Consider the following 17,974-nt stretch of genomic DNA (forward strand, 5'->3'; position numbering starts at 1 on the left):
TCATAAATCGCTCGTATTAAACTACCACAAATAAGGAGCTACCTGGCGAGAGTTGAACAACACCAGCCCCAAAGTAATCTCGTGAATACCCGATTGCAAATTGTTAATTCCACTAAACCCGTAATCGTACGAATAGCTTACATTAAATGTATTATTAATCTGAATACCGGCCATTCCGGCAATTGTACTCGTGTTTCGGTACGATAATCCGGCCCAGACTATATCTTTCAATTTTACCCTAGCACCTACATCATAGGTAACGGGGTTAGCACCATCGTACCCGATATATACGCCGGGGTACAGCATCAGTGCGGTTGATAAATTTAGTCGCAAGCCTAACATACCAAAATGCGTAAGCTGTTGTTGGGCGGCAATTTCGCTATCATTGTACAGGTTGTTTTGAAAAATCCGCGCCGCAGAATACCCAACGTAAAACCGATCACTGTAAAGAAACATCCCGGCATTTAAATCAAAATTAGTGCTCTGCCCCTGCTGGTTGCGATACGCTAAATACGTGGGATCATTGGGTTCAATAACTGTCACCCGAGATATATCAATCTGCTGATTGGTAACTCCAGCTGATACACCTATGGCCAATCTCAACTGATTGCCCAACGGAAGGTGCGAGGCATAGGACATAAACCCCGAGGTTTGGGCAAATATTCCTTGATTGTCGCTAGTAATATAGCCACCCAAGCCATGCTTCACGTTACTTGCTCCGTAGCGAGTATTTCCGTCAAATTGATCGTACAGCGATGGATCGCTAATTCGTAAAGCATTGTGGCGCAAGCCGGTCGACGAAGAATTTGTCCGCAGAGGTGCGTGAGCACTGATATAGTATGTTTCCGGCGCTCCGTCTAGTCCTGACCACTGCTGTCGATAACCAATTTTCACATCCATAAACCCCTCAATGCCGGTGGTGGCCGGATTAATCACTATAGGATTCTGAAAATATTGCGTTAACCTAAAAAGCTGTTGAGCCGAGGCAGATTGGGCGACAAGCAGCCAACCCGTAACGACTATCAAGCTCACTATATAGTAAAATCTTTTCATCATCGTAACAATGTTACAGTTCCTGAATAATCTTTTAATTCACGAGGCAACACAATGGTGTAGTAATAACTCCCCGCTGGCAGCTCTCTACCTTCGTACGTCCCATCCCAATTATTTTGATAATCAGCACTTTCAAATACGCTTTTCCCAAACCGATCGTAAACGGTTACCTGCACTGATGAAAATATTGACGCGTTGGGAAGCACCCACAAATCGTTAATATTATCGTCGTTGGGCGTAAATGCTGAAGGAATCTCTAATGGTACTTCTGAGCAGTCTACCGCCAAAACTGAAATAGTGTCCTGCACACTATCTAGGCCATCGCTACTGGTAATTCGCACTACGTACTGAACGGCTGCGACGGGAGATACTACCACTACTGAGTCATCGGTAGCCGACTCAATCTGACAGTCCTCTTGGTTGCAAGACCAACTAAAAGTAAAGGGCTCTTCGCCCGATAAAACTTCTACTGATAACGCTATTGTCTCACCGGGACAAATCTCAACCGAATCGGGTAGGTTTACAGTTAAAGCAGGCACCACTGTTAGCGCAACTAAGGCACTATCATCCGCCAACTCGGCTCCATCAAAAGCATTCCAGGCCCACTGGTCTTCCCCCAGGTAATCAGTAGCCGGACGGTAGAATAGTTGACTAATATTTTGCGAACTTAAAAAGAAACCTCCCGGCGATTGGTCAACTTTCTGCTGGGTGATAGTATCATTAGCTACGGTAAGAACTCCCTGAGTGGGCAGTGTAACTACTCGTAAACTACTAAACTGATTAGGCACAGGAGAATTATCCGCATCCGTATAGTTTGTAAGAAAGTCATCCACAGTAAATCCGAATGCCCCGTTTTGCACTCCTTTTTTGCTGAAACTCACCACCACCGGAGGAGTATTCTCTATTAGCTGAACAGTTCGTGACACGCTGTTGCTGGGAGTTTCATCATTGAATACTTGAACGGTTATTTGCCGACTAACTTGCACTTGTGTCGCTGCGGACTGATAAAGCAGTGAGCGAGCCATTGCCTGATAACTTTCGGTTGAATTTTTACCGCTAATCTCTAAGCTTCCTACCTCTTCATCCCAAGCAACCGTCATATTCTCCAGCACACTAACTAAAATACTATCTATCGCCGGGTCGTAGCCAACCTCAAAGAAAACAACCATTCGGGTTAAACTATCGCTGTCTACATCGGTAACGGTTAGTGATGAGTGAAAAGGTACTGCACTACTTTCTAAAACATAGCTTAATAGCTTAGGTTCGGCAGTAGTCAGCACGGTACTATCGTCTACTGCTGCCACTCGTAGCACTCGAGAAGCCACATTACTTACACTATCATTCTCATCAGTAGCCTGAAATTCGAACGTTAAAAGGGTTGTTTGAGGATTGTTACTAAGGTTTTTATAAGCTACCGACCGCAATATTGATTGGTACTGACGCAAGCTACCTTCGCCCGAAAACTCCAATCGCCCCTCATTTAGCGTGGCGGTGACCCCACCAGTGAGATTGTACGTTAGTTGTTCTTCACTTTCATTTAGTCCCTCCGGTACGGTAACGGTAGCCGATGTAATGGCAATAGCTCCGTCAGGATCAGTTAACAACAAGCTGTTCGTAATTGGTAGCGCAGGGCTATTCTCGGTATACTCCAGCGTATCAACTTCAATATTGGAAAGCACTACGGGGTCGTCAATCGGAGCAATGGTAATCACTAAAATACCATCTTCCTGCTCCGTAGATGAGGATACGGCTATCTTGAGTATATCATTTCCTACTACGTTATTGGCTGGACTATACTGTAAACCACTTAATGCGAAGCGAACAGCTTGGGCTGTTCCGGAAAATGATAGCTCATTACCACCCTCAACGGCTATACTAATAAAAGGAAGGATAATTGGGACAACGCTGAGTTGCCCGGTTTCTACTGATAATGTCACATTTAAAGAAGCGTGGGGAGGTGCTTGTAATGAAATAGATGGCAAGATAGTAACCTTGTCTTCGTCTACCAGCGCATTTTCGGCTACGGTTAACAAGAGCGGAAGAGCTGCTTTGGCTATGCTAATTGAAACAGTCGAAGTATTCGCCGATGGAGTAGTACCATCTGTTGTACTCCACTCAAACTGATCAGACCCAACGTACGCTCGATTGGGTACGTAAGTAAGTTTATCTAAATCTTCTCTGGCAACTACCCCCTGATCTTGCACTAAAAAGTCAGCATCGACTTCTACTCCATTCAGCGACAAAAACCCGTGCTTAGGTAGAGAGCGAATACGAATGGTGCTCAATTCAGCCTGTTCGGAGTCCGTATACGCTAGTTGAAACTGTTGCGCTTCAAAATTGAGCGTTTGATTTTCAGCGATACTTACTAAAATGTCTTGGGTAGAGGGGGGGGTATTATTGGGATTACTTTGGCTCAGAACGTACACGTACTGCTCAAATAGATTACTAGCTTCCCCTTTTTCGTCTGTTATCTGAATTTCTACTTTCCGATTACCCTTAAAACCTCGTGCAGAAAATAAATTCTGTACCCCAATAGATCGAAGGGCTGCTTGATAGTTTTCTTTAGTATCACGTCCCGTCAGAATTAATCGCCGATTGGTTCCCTCCGCTCGCTGGATTACGATATTATCGTTGCTATTATTGGTAAACACTAATTGGTCGAACTGTACTTCGCCAATTCTTACCGTAGCGGCTGTCATAAACGCATCATCACTATCTATCACTTGCAAGTCTGGCACCAGCGGTACCGGGGTTGCTAGGCTATTCACTACTAATGGCGTATTTGTCGGGCTGAGCAGACGGGGAATATCATCCACACCCTGCACGTCAATAGCTCGAGAAATGGTATTGCTACCCTCCACATTCTGAGCGTACACCGTGAAAGAAACTGTTCTTTGACTATTCTGAGGGTTACCCTCGTTTTTGTTCTGGTAGAATACCGAGCGCAAGGCCGCTTGCATTTCACCACTCTCCGTAGCTGACCCAGCCGGAAAACTTAGCAATAGTAACTCCCCGGTTTCGTTGTTAAATATCGGGTAAATACCTGCCTCACCCCGATAGATTAATGTATCTTCACTTGCGTTGTAGGCACTGCCAATAGCTACCGTTGCGTAACTTAAAAGAGTATTGCTAGTAACTGATAGGCTATTGGTTATTTGTACTGCCCCATCTCCTTCAGTATACGTAATTGAGGTGCCTTCTACCCCAGTTAAGCTCTGGCCAAAAGCTAGGTTAGATATAATTGCTGATGAGATGCTTACCAGTAGGCACCAGCCAATATTTATAAAGAATCGCGTCCGCATTACTGTAAAATCGTTACCTTCCCTTGGTGCGACTGGCTTCCTGCCTCCAGTTCTATTCGGTAGTAATACGTGCCTGATGGTAGTTTCTCACCGTTGTAAGTTCCATCCCAAGCCGCGTTGTAAGTATCTGAGAAAAACACTTGATGACCATGACGGTCATACACTTCTACCAATTTTTCCTCAAAGGTATTAATATTTTGTAACTCCCAAGTATCATTAATATTATCTCCGTTGGGAGTGAAGCCCGTAGGAATTACCAAGCTACAATCAACCACATTTACTGGAACCGTAGCACTTGCTTGAATACCGTTAGCATCGGTAATAGTCACCTGATAGTTGGCCGTTTCAACCGGATTAACCACCGCAGATTCAGTTGCATCACCCAAGCCACAATTTGTTTGATCGCAATTCCATTGATAGGTAAACGGTGCGGTGCCTCCATCAGCAACAGCAGTGAGCGTCACTGACTCACCTAGGCATACCTCTTCGGCCTCGGTAGACAGTGTTACCGAGAGCAATTTGATAGTAAAAGAAACCGTGGCTGCTTCTTGGGCAAACTTACTACCGTCCGTTGCATTCCACACAAACTGATCAGAGGCCACTTCGTTAGACGAAATTTGGTAGCTCAACTGGGGGATATCAGCTCGCGTAATGAGCAACCCCTCTCCTACCACTTGTTCTTCAGTAATCACTTCATTGTTAAAAACTAGCTGACCACTTTCCGGTAGTGCTGTGATACGAATGGTTGTGAAACCACCTTCCCCAGGAAAGTCATCGACATCGGTGTATGCTTCTAAGAAAATACTTTCGGTAAAAGGAAATGACTGTCCGCTATTAATTTCTAAGGAAATATTAGAAACCTGCGGTGGTTGGTTAACCCCTACACGAATATTTATCGTGCCATTAACCGTAAAACTTCCCGATAGGTTAGAGGGGGAATCGGTTAGCGCAATAACTAATGAATCTTCATCCGATATTTCTGACGCAGGCAAGTAAGCAATCTCCGGTAAGATTCGTGCCAAATCGTCTGGGGTACTTTCCACCTGAATACGCTTGCCACCATTTTCGCCAGACTCTAATACCGAAACCTCATTCTCTACTGAAGCACTAGGTACCAAAGTCCCGTTAGTAACTGATAGTGTAAGTAGCAGCACATCGTTATCAGTATCTGAAAGCGTTATATCGGATAGTGCCAGTGCAGTATTTTCTTGCACTAGCAATTGGTTCGGAGTTAGCAGTATAGGAGCATCATTAACCGATAATACTTCAATGTTTACAGTGGCTGCGTTGGCACCGCCGGGCACATCCCAACGAAATTCATCACTACCATTAAACCCTTCAGTGGGTGAGTAGGTAATGCTGGCCACAGTAGCAAAATCTACCAGAAAACCCGGAAGCCCCTGAGAGATACTGGCTAAGATAACTTCACTGGTAATAACTTGTCCATCGACGGTCAACACACCCTCCAAAGGGCCAGATACTAAGTATATTTGATTCGGAAAATCATCATCGGCATCTTCGTGATTGGTTTCAAAGTCGGTTGCCACTAGCGTTCGGCTATCATCTTCTGCCACCTCAACTGAGAAATCAGTAAGTACTGGAGGCACGTTAGGGTTATCTACTAAAACAAAAATCTGTTCAGCATTACTATCCAGTGCCCCATCGTTAACTACCACCCGAATTTGACGAGCCGACGAAGTGGGATTGATTGTCTTTCTATTTCGATAGGTTACATTCCGTAGAATCTCCTGTAGGGCAGCAATGGATAGTGGCCCATTGATGATTAACCTACCTGCCTGATTATTCCACTGATGGTCGGCACTCGTAAGTAATTCATCTTCCTCTGGCACGTAATTGTTCACAAATGATAGCGTAGCACCACTCAACTCAGGATTGTCTTCATCTTCTACCGTAATATCTGGCAAAACCTTAACCGGATCGCTGCCTTCAGCAAAAAGAACCTGATCGTCAGTCACCGTGATTTTAGGCGCATCGTTTACATCAGTAATATTAATGGTAAGACTCTGAGTGATACTTCCTTCGCCTAAAGCCTGTACCTGAATGGTATAAGAGTCTCTCTCCTCCCGATTAAATACCGCATTAGTCCGCAGTTGACTACCAACCAGTCTGAACAGACCATTATCATCTCTATCCCTGATGAGCTGGAAAGTTGGGTTAGCTACCGAACCACCTTCTGCTGAGAACGTTCCTACTGGCGTATTGCTTCGTACATTTTCGTTGACTGAATTAGAAGAAAGAAGAATATTGGTGGGTGGTTCTTCAAGATTATTTACGACGACCGTAAACTCTTTGGCGAAACTGCCATCAGCTGAGTTTACGGTAACCTCCACTTTCGGTGAAGGGGTTTCTTCAAAGTTGAGGCTACCATTCGTTTTTAGCTGAACCCCATCAATTGTAAAGAGGTCACTGCCAATTCCTGTCAGGGAAAATGTGAAAGGTGCTTGCCCACCGACTACCCCTAGGTTTCCAACCAAAGCACTCACCTGATTTTCGTTTACATCGAAATCGTCTAACGTAATATCAGTAGGTGCTTCTTCCTGGTTTTCTACGGTAATAGTAAAAGTTTTATCGAGGCCACCATCGTTATTGGCCGTCGCTCGAACCGTCACCAGCCGAGTGGCTCCTGCTTCAAAATCTAAGCTATCTTTGGTCTTGAGCTGATTCCCATCAATCGTAAATTCGTCATTATCGTTTCCGGTTCCAACCAGAGAAAATACGACGGGTTCCTCGCCTCCTACTACCCCCAACGTACCTACTAGCGCATCTGCTTGGTTTTCTTGAATAAGCGAGTCACTAAGTGTGATATCAGCAACAACCTCTACAACAATAATTACTACTTCATCTGTCGCAGTTACCCCTTGGTTATCGGTTACTGTTAGCGTAATCACTGTTTCACCTACTGGTAAAGTAATTGTTGGCGTCTCTCCTATTGCATTATTACCCCCTGGCCAACTCCAAGCGTATGTAAGTGCCTGTCCTTCCGGATCTGATGAACCTGACCCGTCTAATACTACTGTTTCATCCCCACTACCATCGCTATCTTCCAACGTTTGATCCTGACCGGCACTGGCTAAGGGTGGCTGATTTGCTGGCTCGTTAATTACTATAACAACTTCATCGGTAGCCGTAGCACCGGCGGCATCGGTTACCGTCAATGTGATGGTAGTTGTACCTATTGGTAGAATTATGGTAGGATTAACGCCGCTCGCGCTTTCACTGTTGGCCCAACTCCAAGTATATGTAGTTATACCTACGTCATCGCTAGAGGCAGAACCATCCAAAGTTACTGACTCATCATTGCTTCGATCATTATCTAATAATGTTTGATCAGCGCCTGCATTTGCCACTGGAAGCTGGTTTGCTGGAGCATTTACAGTAACTATTACTTCATCGGTAGCAGTTGCCCCTTCACTATCACTCACTGTTAAGACGATTGTTGTTATACCTACTGGTAAGCTAATAGTTGGACTTACCCCATTGGCTGACTGATTGGCACCATCAGCTAACCAGCTCCAGGTATAGGTTAAAGGCAGATTTTCAGGGTCTGAAGAATCTGAACCATCTAAAGTTACTATTTCATCACCGCTACGGTTACTGTCTTCTACTACTTTATCAATCCCCGCATTCGCCACCGGAGGTTGGTTTGGTTGCTCATTGACTGTAATCACTACTTCATCGGTAGCTGTAACATTAGCGACATCCGTCACGGTAAGGGTAACTGTTGTAGTACCTACGGGGAGTGTTATTGTAGGATTCACCCCAGTGGCTCCTACCCCCCCTGGCCAGCTCCAAGTGTAGGCTAAAGGTTGTGCTTCAGGATCAGAGGAAGCTGAACCATCTAGAGTCACTGTTTCATTACCACTACCGTCGGTATCTGTAAACGTTTGATCCGCCCCCGCATTAGCTGTAGGCGGCTGGTTTAGTGGTGCCTCCACATTAAGTGTAAAGCTCTGCGGATCAGTAAAATTAACATTAGCACCATCAAAAGCACCGTTATCCTTCAGGGTTACTGAAACATTGGTGCTTCCCGCCTGATTTTCGGCCACTTGGTAGGCAAGCGTACCGTCTGGACTAATGCTCGGCTCTTCTAAAAATAGGGTTTGATTGTAATCGCCTAAGTCAAAGCTCAGTACCTGCCCGCTTTCATCGGTAGCTTCGGCAGGCCCGGGAGCGATATTCGTAGCAAAATTAGGTACTGTTTGCCTTTCGCTATTAGCTGCTACGGTTACCAAATTGTTAGCTAGCGTAAACATCGGTGCATCGTTTACCGCAGCCACGGCAACGTTTACTGTTTGTTGATAGGTTTGATTAGCTGAAGTAGCCGTAACTGTTAGATCGGCATTGCCATTAAGGTGGGGCTGAGCACTGAGGGAGAGAAAATAGCTACCGTCGGTAAGGCTAGCCGTTAGTGTAGCAAAACCAAGGTCAGTCGGCTCAACCGAGTAGTTTACCTCTTGGGTAGCATTTACTAAGGTAGCCGTCACTGATTGAGTTTCCGTAAAGTCCTCATCTACCAAGATACTATCAGTGGATAGTGTAAGCTCCGGAGTTGCGCTCACGGTAATTGTAATTTCACTAGAGTCGGCCGCCCCTAGATTATCCGTTACAATTAGCATAGCAGTATAAATACTATCGGTAGAATACATATGGGTAACTACTTGCCCGTTTCCTACGCTACCATCTCCAAAGTCCCAAGCATAGGTTACTATCTCTCCTTCTACGCCGTCAGAGGATTGACTGGCATCAAAATTTACGGTGAGCGGAGCGGGTCCGCTGGGAGGAGTGGCTACCGCAACTGCGGTGGGCAATGCATTCACCGTAATTGTCACTGCATCAAGTCCCTGAGTAAGTTGGTCATCGGTGACTTCTAAGTTGATAGTGAAAATTCCTACGGGTAAGGTGATTATTGGGGTAGCTCCCGTAACCGATTGAGCCACTCCCCCTTCCGTCCACGTCCAAAGATACGTTAGCGGTTGCATTTCTGGGTCGGAAGAAGATAAACCATTTAATGGAACACTGGCTCTACTATTTTCATCGGCAACTGTCACGGTAGTATCTGATCCAGCATTGGCGGTGGGCGGTTGATTTCCAGAATTATCTACGGTAATAGTGAAGAATTTTTCAAAAGTTCCATTGCCAACAGCTTGCACCTCAATCGTGTAGCTAGCTTGATCTTCATCATCAAACTCATCACCTACAACAAGTTTATTACCATCTAACGTAAAGGCTTCGTCAGCATCATCCAGCAAATTATAAGAAATCTCTACTGGTGCACCGTCAACAACTGAAAATTCCCCTACCACATCATCTTCTTCAGCATCCGGGTCTACCAGATTGTTGGATAACAAAATGTCGGTGGGCGGTTCTTCTACATCTAGAATCTTAATGGTAAATGTTCGCTCATCTAAAGTAGTACCAGCAAGTGAGGCTCTAACGCGAATACTATATTCAACTTGCTCCTCATAATCGAACCCCTGCCTGGGTGTAGCCTGGAGCTGACTGTTATTATCTTTCTTTGCGATAAAGAAGAAATTGTTTCCCTCGCTACCTTCTCCTTCCACTAACTCGTAATCGATTAAATTCCCCTGTTCGTCCTCAAAATCACCGACACCTACATTACCCAAACCTTTGGGTATGGAGTTCTCGCGTATTTCTGTAGACCCCAGTGTAATTTGAAATTGAGCACTAACCGAGTTAAAAATAGCCAAGACTGATGACTCTAATATAAGAGTACACATCAGCATGAATATTATTCTAAACCACTTATGTGAATTAAGTTTCAAACCTTAATTATTTATAAAATTATATAAAAAATTAATTTATTTATATTTCAAATATACGTAAACTATTGATAAAATAACAAAAAAAATGGCGGAATCTCTATAAAATTTACCATAGCTAGAGTTCCATTTTTTACTGTATTAAGGCAAATTTTATGCAAAAAAAGTGAAAAATAGTTCTAATCATTAAATAATTAGTTAGCTTTTACTGGTATTGCAAGTACGTAAGTTTTGGTTCTTTTCGGTAACTTTTTCGGTAGATGTCTTTAGAAAGTGGTTTTCTCACTTCATAAGTACACGAAAAGCCTGTATTCATACTATTTTTTTGCCAACCTATTAGCGCACCTACCTAAATTGTAATCTTTATTTGGCTCCCTGCTAATTCTCTAATAAAAATTTTACCTTTGTGCCCCGTAAGCTACTATTCTTATGGGATCAGTTAAATATGTATTTGTTACGGGCGGAGTAACTTCGTCGCTGGGAAAAGGAATTATATCGGCCTCGCTGGGAAAACTACTTCAAGCCCGTGGGCTGCGAGTCACTATTCAAAAGTTTGATCCCTACATCAATATCGATCCGGGAACCATGAACCCCTACGAACACGGGGAGTGCTACGTTACCGAAGACGGAGCCGAAACCGATCTGGATCTAGGGCACTACGAACGTTTTCTAAATATTCGCACTTCTCAGGCGAATAACGTTACTACCGGCAGAATTTACCATAACGTAATCTCTAAAGAACGGAAAGGGGAATATCTGGGAAAAACGGTTCAGGTGATTCCGCACATTACGGATGAGATTAAAGAACATGTGTTCAAGTTGGGCCAAACCGGTGATTACGACATTGTGATTACCGAAATTGGAGGTTGTGTGGGTGATATAGAATCGTTACCGTTCGTGGAAGCCGTTCGCCAAGCTCGCTGGGAGCTGGGTTCCAGCAACTTTGTGGTTATCCACCTTACGCTAGTTCCCTACTTAGAGAAAGCGAAAGAGCTAAAAACCAAACCTACCCAACACTCGGTACAACGACTGTCAGAGGCCGGGGTGCAACCCGATATTCTGGTGTGCCGAGCATCGCAGCACTTGCCTACCGATATTCGCCGTAAGATAGCCCGGTTCTGTAATGTAGACCTCAGCTCAGTGATTGAAGCCATTGACGCTGACTCTATTTACGATGTGCCGATCTATATGCTGAAAGAGAAATTAGATGAACAGGTACTGAGTAAGTTGCGGCTGCCGGATCGTAAAGCACCGGACATTTTACAGTGGAAGAAATTTCTGGGACGACTGAAAAACCCGATCACTGAAATAACCGTGGGGGTAGTAGGGAAATACGTAGAGCTACCTGATGCCTACAAGTCTATTGCCGAAGCCTTTGTTCACGCTGGAGCCGAGAACGAGTGTAAGGTTCACATCCGCTGGATTCCCTCCGAAAGCATCACCCCCGAAAATGTAACCGAAGTCTTAGGCGATTTGCACGGTGTGCTGGTTGCCCCGGGTTTTGGAGTACGAGGAATCCCCGGTAAGCTGCTAACGGCTCGTTACGCACGGGAAGAAAAGATCCCATTTTTCGGTATTTGTTTGGGAATGCAGTGTGCAGTAGTTGAGTTTGCCCAGAACGTACTGGGGCTAGCCGAGGCCAATTCTACGGAGTTTAATCCGCAAACGGAAGATGCGGTTATTGCTTTAATGGAAGAGCAAAAGCACGTGGAGAATAAAGGAGGCACTATGCGGTTGGGTGCCTACACCTGCGAGTTAAAGAAAGGTTCATTAGCCCATGAAGCCTACGGCAAGTTAAAAGTAATTCAAGAGCGCCACCGCCACCGCTACGAATATAATAGCCACTACCTCGAGCAGTTTGTAAAGCACGGTATGATTGCCTCGGGAGTTAACCCCGATAGTAAGTTGGTTGAAATTATGGAAATTAAGGATCACCCTTGGTTTTTAGGCACGCAATTTCATCCTGAGCTGCGTAGCACTGTGCAAGAGCCGCATCCGCTGTTCGTGCAATTTGTTAAAGCAACCATTCGGGAGAAAAACCGAGTAAAAGAACCCGTAGAAAAGTAAACGCAAATTAATTTACCTTTTACCCTCATATTTCGAACTTTGGTTCGTCATTTAAGTGTATCTAAACGTATTAGCATTTATCGACGCTAACTGTATATGGATAAGAATCAAGCGATTGGATTCGCTCTACTAGCGCTACTCCTCATTGTATATTTTCAGTTTTTTGCCCCGGAGCCAGTTCCGGTCACCGAATCTGAGACGGTTCAGGAAAAAACTGCTACAGCTAACCCGCAATCACTTACTGAAAGCGAATTACCTACGGCCACTCCAGACTCTCTCCCCGACTCCGTACAGAGTGCGGCTAACCGGCAGCGGTTCGGAGCATTTGCGGCGGCGGCTACCGGAGAAGAAAGGATATTTACCCTGGAGAATGAAAACATGCGCGTCCGTTTCTCCACCCAAGGCGGACGTCCGGTGCAAGTGCAAATGAAAAACTACGAGGCCTACGGCGGGGGCACAGTAGACCTTCTTTCTCCTGAGACCAGCGAAATACGCTTGGTAGCTCCTACCGCACAAGGTGAAATTGATCTGTATGAGCTATTTTATTCATCATCAGCCCGGGACAAGCAAGTAGCCACTGATGACACCACTACCGTAGAATTTGTGGCAAATCTTGAAAACGGGCGAAAAATTCGGCAAACCTACCGCCTGGCTGGTCAGGGATACGAGTTGTTCTACAACATCAGCGTTGAAAACGCCAGTGGCATTATTCAGGATGAAACGCTCACTTTTATCTGGAATGATGAACTGCGGGTAGTAGAAAAAGATGGTAAAGAAAGTCGTACTCGAGGCTCGGTAAAATACTTTACCAGCGACCTGGACGATTTTTCCCTACTACAAACTCCCGGCGAAACCGAAACGGAGCTGATTGAAGAGCCAGTGGTATGGCTCGCCATGAAGCAGCGGTTTTTCACTTCTGGCATTATTGCCGACCAGACGTTTCCGAAGGCATTGGTTACCCTAAAAGCACCGCCGGAAGCTTCGGACATTGTGCAAACCATTGGACTGCAAGTACCCACTCCACTTAACAACGGAAACTTTTCGTTCAAATACTACTTTGGACCGAACGATCAACGGGTAATGGAAACCGTGGCCGTCGATTTTGAAGATAATATTGACTGGGGCTATTTCATTGTAAAACCGATCAGTAAGTACGTAATCTCTCCCCTGTTTCATTTCTTAGAAAGATTCTCTAGCAACTATGGGCTGATTATTGTCATTGTAGTACTTATTCTTAAAACCGCACTCTTTCCGCTCACCTACAAGTCGTACATCTCTATGGCGAAAATGAAGGTGTTAAAGCCGGAATTAGACGAGTTGAAAGAAAAGCACGGCGACGATATGGCGGCCGTGCAAAAGGAGCAGATGCAGCTGTATCAGAAAGTAGGCGTCAACCCCATCAGTGGCTGTATTCCGATGGTACTGCAAATGCCCATTTTGCTTTCCATGTTCTTCTTCTTCCCTAATTCTATTGAATTGCGGCAGGAGCCGTTCTTGTGGACTGATGACTTATCTACCTACGATGCAATTGTAAGCTGGGACGCTCAAATTCCGCTACTTAGCGAATTTTACGGCAACCATGTTAGTTTATTTGTGCTGCTGATGACGCTATCGCAACTTTTAATTACTTGGTCGAACAGCCAAGCTACCAGCGTACAAGGCCCCATGAAATCAGTGCAGTACGTCATGCCAGTAATGTTCATGTTTATTCTGAATCAGTTTCCGGCAGCCCTTAGCTTCTACTACTTAGTTTCTAACTTTGTTACTTTCGGACAGCAGGTAGTCATTCGTCGGTTTGTAGATGATGATAAGATTCGGCAAAAACTGGAAGAGAACAAAAAGAAAAACCGAAACAAGAAAAAATCAAAATTTCAGTTAAAGTTAGAGGAAGCGATGAAAGCCACCGAGGAAAATAAGCGAAATAAACCTGGTAACCGCGGGGCAGCCCCCCGTAAGCGCTAATTCGGTATGGATGTTACGGAAGTTAAAGTTCGAAGAAAGAAAAAGCTGGGAAGTTACCCCTACGTAAGTGTAGTATTCAGTATTACACTGGCCCTATTCGTAATTGGCCTCTTCGGATTATTGTTGCTCTACGCCAACAAGCTTACCCAAGTTATTCAGGAAAATGTAGAAATCCAGGTATTTCTCAACCAGACCATCTCCCCTAGCGACCGACTTAAGATTCAGAAAACCCTGGCCAATAAAGAGTATATTGAACCCCAAGAAGGGCAGGAAGCGATTATTTTTATCTCTAAAGAAGAAGCCGCTCAAGAGTTTATTGAAGAAACCGGAGAAGACTTTCGGCAATTTTTAGGAGAAAATCCGCTACGCGATGCCTTTGTCATTCACGTAAAACCTGAGTACTACGCTCCCCGCGAACTAAGCAAAATCAAACTCGACATTGAACGCCTGCGCGGGGTGTTCGAGGTTGCCTACGTAGAGAGCTTAATTGATGCTATTAACCGAAACGTAACTAAAATTAGCGTAGTGCTGGTTGGTTTTGCGGTATTGCTCATGATTATTGTTACTATTTTAATTAACAATACTATCCGGTTAGCCCTGTTTTCCCAGCGTTTCCTGATTCGGAGTATGCAACTGGTTGGAGCCACGGCTTCTTTTATTCAGCGTCCATTTCTTACGCGCTCGTTGCTTCATGGCATCTTGGGTGGTATATTCGCCGGAGGTTTGCTCTTTGCTATTATTCAGTACGCGCAGCAGCAGATAGATGATTTATCTCAGCTACAAAGTACCCAAGAGCTAATTGTTTTACTGGTTAGTTTATTAGTATTAGGTGGATTGGTCGGGTTCATTAGCACCTACCGGGCGGTAAAGAAGTATTTGGGCATGTCATTAGATCAGCTTTATTAAAAAATGTTAAAAAGCATTAGTTCTAGGTGTTATTGTGTTATAGTTTTTAGTTTAGGGCTTTGGTCTCAACGTGTTTATACTATACGAATTCTGTAGCCTTAGAACTATAACACTCAAACAATATGTCAGATAAAAATCTACTTCCGTTCGGAAAGAAAAACTATCGGCTTATGCTGGCTGGTATCCTCGTGGTAATTCTTGGCTTCATTCTGATGTCGCTAGATACCGAACCCTACGGTTTTGGTTTTCTGGGAATAACGCTTGGTCCGCTGGTAGTACTAGCAGGTTTCATTCTAGAATTCTTTGCTATTCTTTCCAAACCGGAGTAAAATTGCACCTCCACCTGACCGACCTACTTAATTTTGACAGTTTATGACCATTATCGAAGCGATTATTCTAGGTATCGTTCAGGGACTTACTGAGTTTTTACCAGTCAGCAGCAGTGGCCACATTGAGCTAGGCACCGTATTGCTGGGGGTTCAGAGTAAAGACAATCTGCTCTTTTCGGTAGTCGTTCACTGCGCTACCGCCCTAAGCACCATCGTTATTTTTCGGAAAGATATTGCGGAAATTATTCAGGGTGTGTTCCGGTTCAAGTGGAACGAAGAAACAGCTTACGTAGCCAAAATAGTCGTATCCATGATTCCGGTCGGGCTAATCGGTGCCCTGTTCAAAGACGAAATTGAAGCCTTCTTCGGCGGAAAAGTACTACTGGTAGGCATTATGCTACTCATTACCGGAACGCTACTAGCCCTGACTTACTACGCTAGAAAACAGCCGGGACAAGTTACCTTCCCCAAAGCATTGATTATTGGGCTAGCCCAAGCGTTCGCCATTATGCCCGGTATCTCTCGCTCAGGAGCTACCATTGCTACTGCCTTGTTGGTAGGAGTAGAAAAAGAGCAGGCCGCCCGCTTTTCGTTTCTGATGGTGCTTGCCCCTATTCTGGGCGCATCCTTACTTGAAGTGTTAGACTACTTGGAAGAACCCGCTTCTGCTGGGTCTATCTCCAGCCTGGCACTGATTTTAGGTTTTTTTGCCGCTTTTATCTCCGGACTGCTAGCGTGCCAGTGGATGATTGCAATTGTAAAGCGGGGTAAGCTCATCTATTTTGCTATTTATTGCTTTATTGTAGGAACTATCGCCATCGTTAGTACGTGGTTTATTTAGCATGGCTACTATCTCACCATCTGATTCTTCACTTTCCGATTTACCTTCTTCCTCGCCATTTAATTTTGCTGACGGTGCAATGCTGCTCGTAGATAAACCCCTGGAATGGACTTCGTTTGATGTAGTAAAAAAAATGCGGGGATTAACAAGAGTAAAAAAGATTGGACACGCTGGCACGCTCGATCCGCTAGCCACCGGCCTGCTGGTGCTTTGCACTGGCAAGATGACTAAACAGATTGAGCGATTCCAGGGAATGGAAAAAGCTTACGAAGGCGCGCTGGTTCTAGGAAAAACAACTCCTTCCATTGACCTGGAGACTGATTTTGATAGCGAGCAGCCCACCGACCATATTAAAATTGAGCAATTAGAAACCGTACGACAGAAGTTTGTCGGTCTAATTAGCCAAATTCCACCCCAATACTCCGCTATTAAAGTAGACGGAAGGCGAGTGTACAAATCGGCTCGGCAGGGAAAGAAGGTAGAAATTAAGCCCCGCGAAGTTCAGATCACGACTTTCGATTTTACCGAAATTACGCTTCCCGAAGTTCGGTTTTCGGTAGTATGCTCCAAAGGAACCTATATTCGTAGCTTAGTGCGAGACATAGGGCAGGAACTTGGTGTAGGGGCATATTTAAAAGAACTTCGGCGTACCCGCATTGGTCATTTGCACGTAAACGATGCCCGCACCATTGCCGATTGGACTAGTACTCTAAAGCCAACTGAGGAATGAAAATTCATCGTGAGGGTAAGATTAACCCGCCGCCCCACCAACCTGTGGTTACCAGTGGCACTTTTGATGGAGTGCATATTGGCCATCAGAAAATTTTAAGCCGTCTCAAAGAACTCGCCAAAGAAGTGAATGGCGAAACGGTAGTACTTACCTTTTGGCCCCACCCTCGCCTGATACTGAAAGGCGATGAGAATTCGCTCAAGCTACTCAATACTTTCGATGAGAAAGCCCATTTACTAGAACAGTTGGGCATCGATCATTTGGTGCAGATACCTTTCACTGAAGAATTCTCCCAGCTTTCCCCTGATGAATACGTGCAGCGAATTTTAGTAGATCAGTTAGATACCAAGTTCCTGGTAATTGGCTACGATCACCATTTTGGTCGTAACCGTCAAGGTAATTTTGACTATCTACAGCAGAATGCCACCCGCTTTGGTTTTGAGGTAGAAGAAATTCCTCGTCAAGATATTGACGACAGTGGAGTAAGCTCCACCAAAATCAGGCAAGCACTGGAAACAGGCAATGTTGCCACCGCGCATTCGTACCTGGGACGGCACTACCAAATAAGTGGCACCGTGGTAGACGGTGATAAAATTGGCCGGGGATTAGGATTTCCTACGGCTAACATTTCCGTTGAAGAACAATATAAACTCATTCCGGCTGATGGCATATACGCTGTTTATGTCTTTCAGGAAGAGAAACGTTACGGAGGTATGCTTTACATTGGCAACCGCCCTACCCTCGCCGGAAAAAATAAAACCATTGAGGTAAATATCTTTGACTTCGATCAGGATATTTATGGTAAAAAACTGACTATCTCGTTTTTAGAACACATTCGGGGCGATATGACACTGGACAGTTTAGAGTCGCTAACTATCCAATTAGAAAAAGATCGCGCGGCAGCGTTGGCAATTCTACAGAGCAATAGCTAATTATACTTTCCATTAATCAAATGCCAATTTTGTAAAAAGTATAAAGTTCAA

At 44.7% G+C, this 17,974-nt stretch carries 10 protein-coding genes; 7 read left to right on the forward strand and 3 right to left on the reverse strand.

Annotated elements, in window-relative coordinates; genetic code table 11:
- Positions 1-21: 21 nt before the first annotated feature.
- The 3 genes from P0M28_RS01310 to P0M28_RS01320 are packed head-to-tail and all read right to left on the reverse strand — an operon-like array spanning position 22 to position 10,114.
- A complete protein-coding gene (locus tag P0M28_RS01310; RefSeq protein WP_302207583.1) occupies positions 22-1,056 on the reverse strand; it encodes a PorP/SprF family type IX secretion system membrane protein in 1,035 nt (344 codons plus the stop codon).
- Positions 1,053-4,355, reverse strand: coding sequence for a T9SS type B sorting domain-containing protein (locus P0M28_RS01315; protein ID WP_302207585.1), 3,303 nt, complete (start codon positions 4,353-4,355; stop codon positions 1,053-1,055). The genes P0M28_RS01310 and P0M28_RS01315 overlap by 4 nt, the downstream gene beginning before the upstream one ends.
- Positions 4,355-10,114 carry a PKD domain-containing protein gene (locus P0M28_RS01320; protein ID WP_302207587.1) on the reverse strand — a complete coding sequence of 1,920 codons (5,760 nt, stop codon included), beginning with the start codon at positions 10,112-10,114 and terminating at the stop codon, positions 4,355-4,357. Before P0M28_RS01320 ends, P0M28_RS01315 begins: the two co-directional genes overlap by 1 nt.
- 471 nt (positions 10,115-10,585) lie before the next feature.
- On the opposite strand from P0M28_RS01320, the gene pyrG reads away from it, so the two are divergent.
- The 7 genes from pyrG to P0M28_RS01355 all read left to right on the forward strand — a co-directional run bounded on the left by pyrG (position 10,586) and on the right by P0M28_RS01355 (position 17,923).
- Entirely contained in the window at positions 10,586-12,223 is a 1,638-nt protein-coding gene (pyrG, locus tag P0M28_RS01325; protein ID WP_302207589.1) for a CTP synthase, read from the forward strand.
- A 96-nt stretch (positions 12,224-12,319) separates the two neighbouring features.
- Positions 12,320-14,185 (forward strand): membrane protein insertase YidC, encoded by a 1,866-nt coding sequence (yidC, locus tag P0M28_RS01330; RefSeq protein ID WP_302207590.1) that lies wholly within the window; start codon positions 12,320-12,322, stop codon positions 14,183-14,185.
- A 6-nt stretch (positions 14,186-14,191) separates the two neighbouring features.
- On the forward strand, positions 14,192-15,091 hold the full coding sequence (locus tag P0M28_RS01335) for a cell division protein FtsX (protein ID WP_302207592.1): 900 nt from the start codon (positions 14,192-14,194) through the stop codon (positions 15,089-15,091).
- Between the two features lie 122 nt (positions 15,092-15,213).
- The gene (locus P0M28_RS01340; RefSeq protein ID WP_302207594.1) at positions 15,214-15,420 is read left to right on the forward strand and encodes a DUF3098 domain-containing protein; all 207 of its coding nucleotides are present in this window, start codon (positions 15,214-15,216) and stop codon (positions 15,418-15,420) included.
- Positions 15,421-15,463: 43 nt separating this feature from the next.
- Entirely contained in the window at positions 15,464-16,261 is a 798-nt protein-coding gene (locus P0M28_RS01345; RefSeq protein WP_302207596.1) for an undecaprenyl-diphosphate phosphatase, read from the forward strand.
- 1 nt (position 16,262) lies between these two features.
- Positions 16,263-16,991 carry a tRNA pseudouridine(55) synthase TruB gene (truB, locus tag P0M28_RS01350; RefSeq protein WP_302207597.1) on the forward strand — a complete coding sequence of 243 codons (729 nt, stop codon included), beginning with the start codon at positions 16,263-16,265 and terminating at the stop codon, positions 16,989-16,991.
- Positions 16,988-17,923 (forward strand): bifunctional riboflavin kinase/FAD synthetase, encoded by a 936-nt coding sequence (locus P0M28_RS01355; protein ID WP_302207599.1) that lies wholly within the window; start codon positions 16,988-16,990, stop codon positions 17,921-17,923. Before truB ends, P0M28_RS01355 begins: the two co-directional genes overlap by 4 nt.
- Positions 17,924-17,974 lie beyond the last annotated feature (51 nt).

This window comes from Tunicatimonas pelagia, from assembly GCF_030506325.1.
GTDB lineage: Bacteria > Bacteroidota > Bacteroidia > Cytophagales > Cyclobacteriaceae > Tunicatimonas > Tunicatimonas pelagia.

Bases quoted from the DNA above. Each gene is read 5' to 3' on its own strand.
- P0M28_RS01310 (WP_302207583.1), bottom strand. From the start codon at position 1,056: ATGATGAAAAGATTTTACTATATAGTGAGCTTGATAGTCGTTACGGGT.
- P0M28_RS01315 (WP_302207585.1), bottom strand. From the start codon at position 4,355: ATGCGGACGCGATTCTTTATAAATATTGGCTGGTGCCTACTGGTAAGC.
- P0M28_RS01320 (WP_302207587.1), bottom strand. From the start codon at position 10,114: ATGTGTACTCTTATATTAGAGTCATCAGTCTTGGCTATTTTTAACTCG.
- pyrG (WP_302207589.1), top strand. From the start codon at position 10,586: ATGGGATCAGTTAAATATGTATTTGTTACGGGCGGAGTAACTTCGTCG.
- yidC (WP_302207590.1), top strand. From the start codon at position 12,320: ATGGATAAGAATCAAGCGATTGGATTCGCTCTACTAGCGCTACTCCTC.
- P0M28_RS01335 (WP_302207592.1), top strand. From the start codon at position 14,192: ATGGATGTTACGGAAGTTAAAGTTCGAAGAAAGAAAAAGCTGGGAAGT.
- P0M28_RS01340 (WP_302207594.1), top strand. From the start codon at position 15,214: ATGTCAGATAAAAATCTACTTCCGTTCGGAAAGAAAAACTATCGGCTT.
- P0M28_RS01345 (WP_302207596.1), top strand. From the start codon at position 15,464: ATGACCATTATCGAAGCGATTATTCTAGGTATCGTTCAGGGACTTACT.
- truB (WP_302207597.1), top strand. From the start codon at position 16,263: ATGGCTACTATCTCACCATCTGATTCTTCACTTTCCGATTTACCTTCT.
- P0M28_RS01355 (WP_302207599.1), top strand. From the start codon at position 16,988: ATGAAAATTCATCGTGAGGGTAAGATTAACCCGCCGCCCCACCAACCT.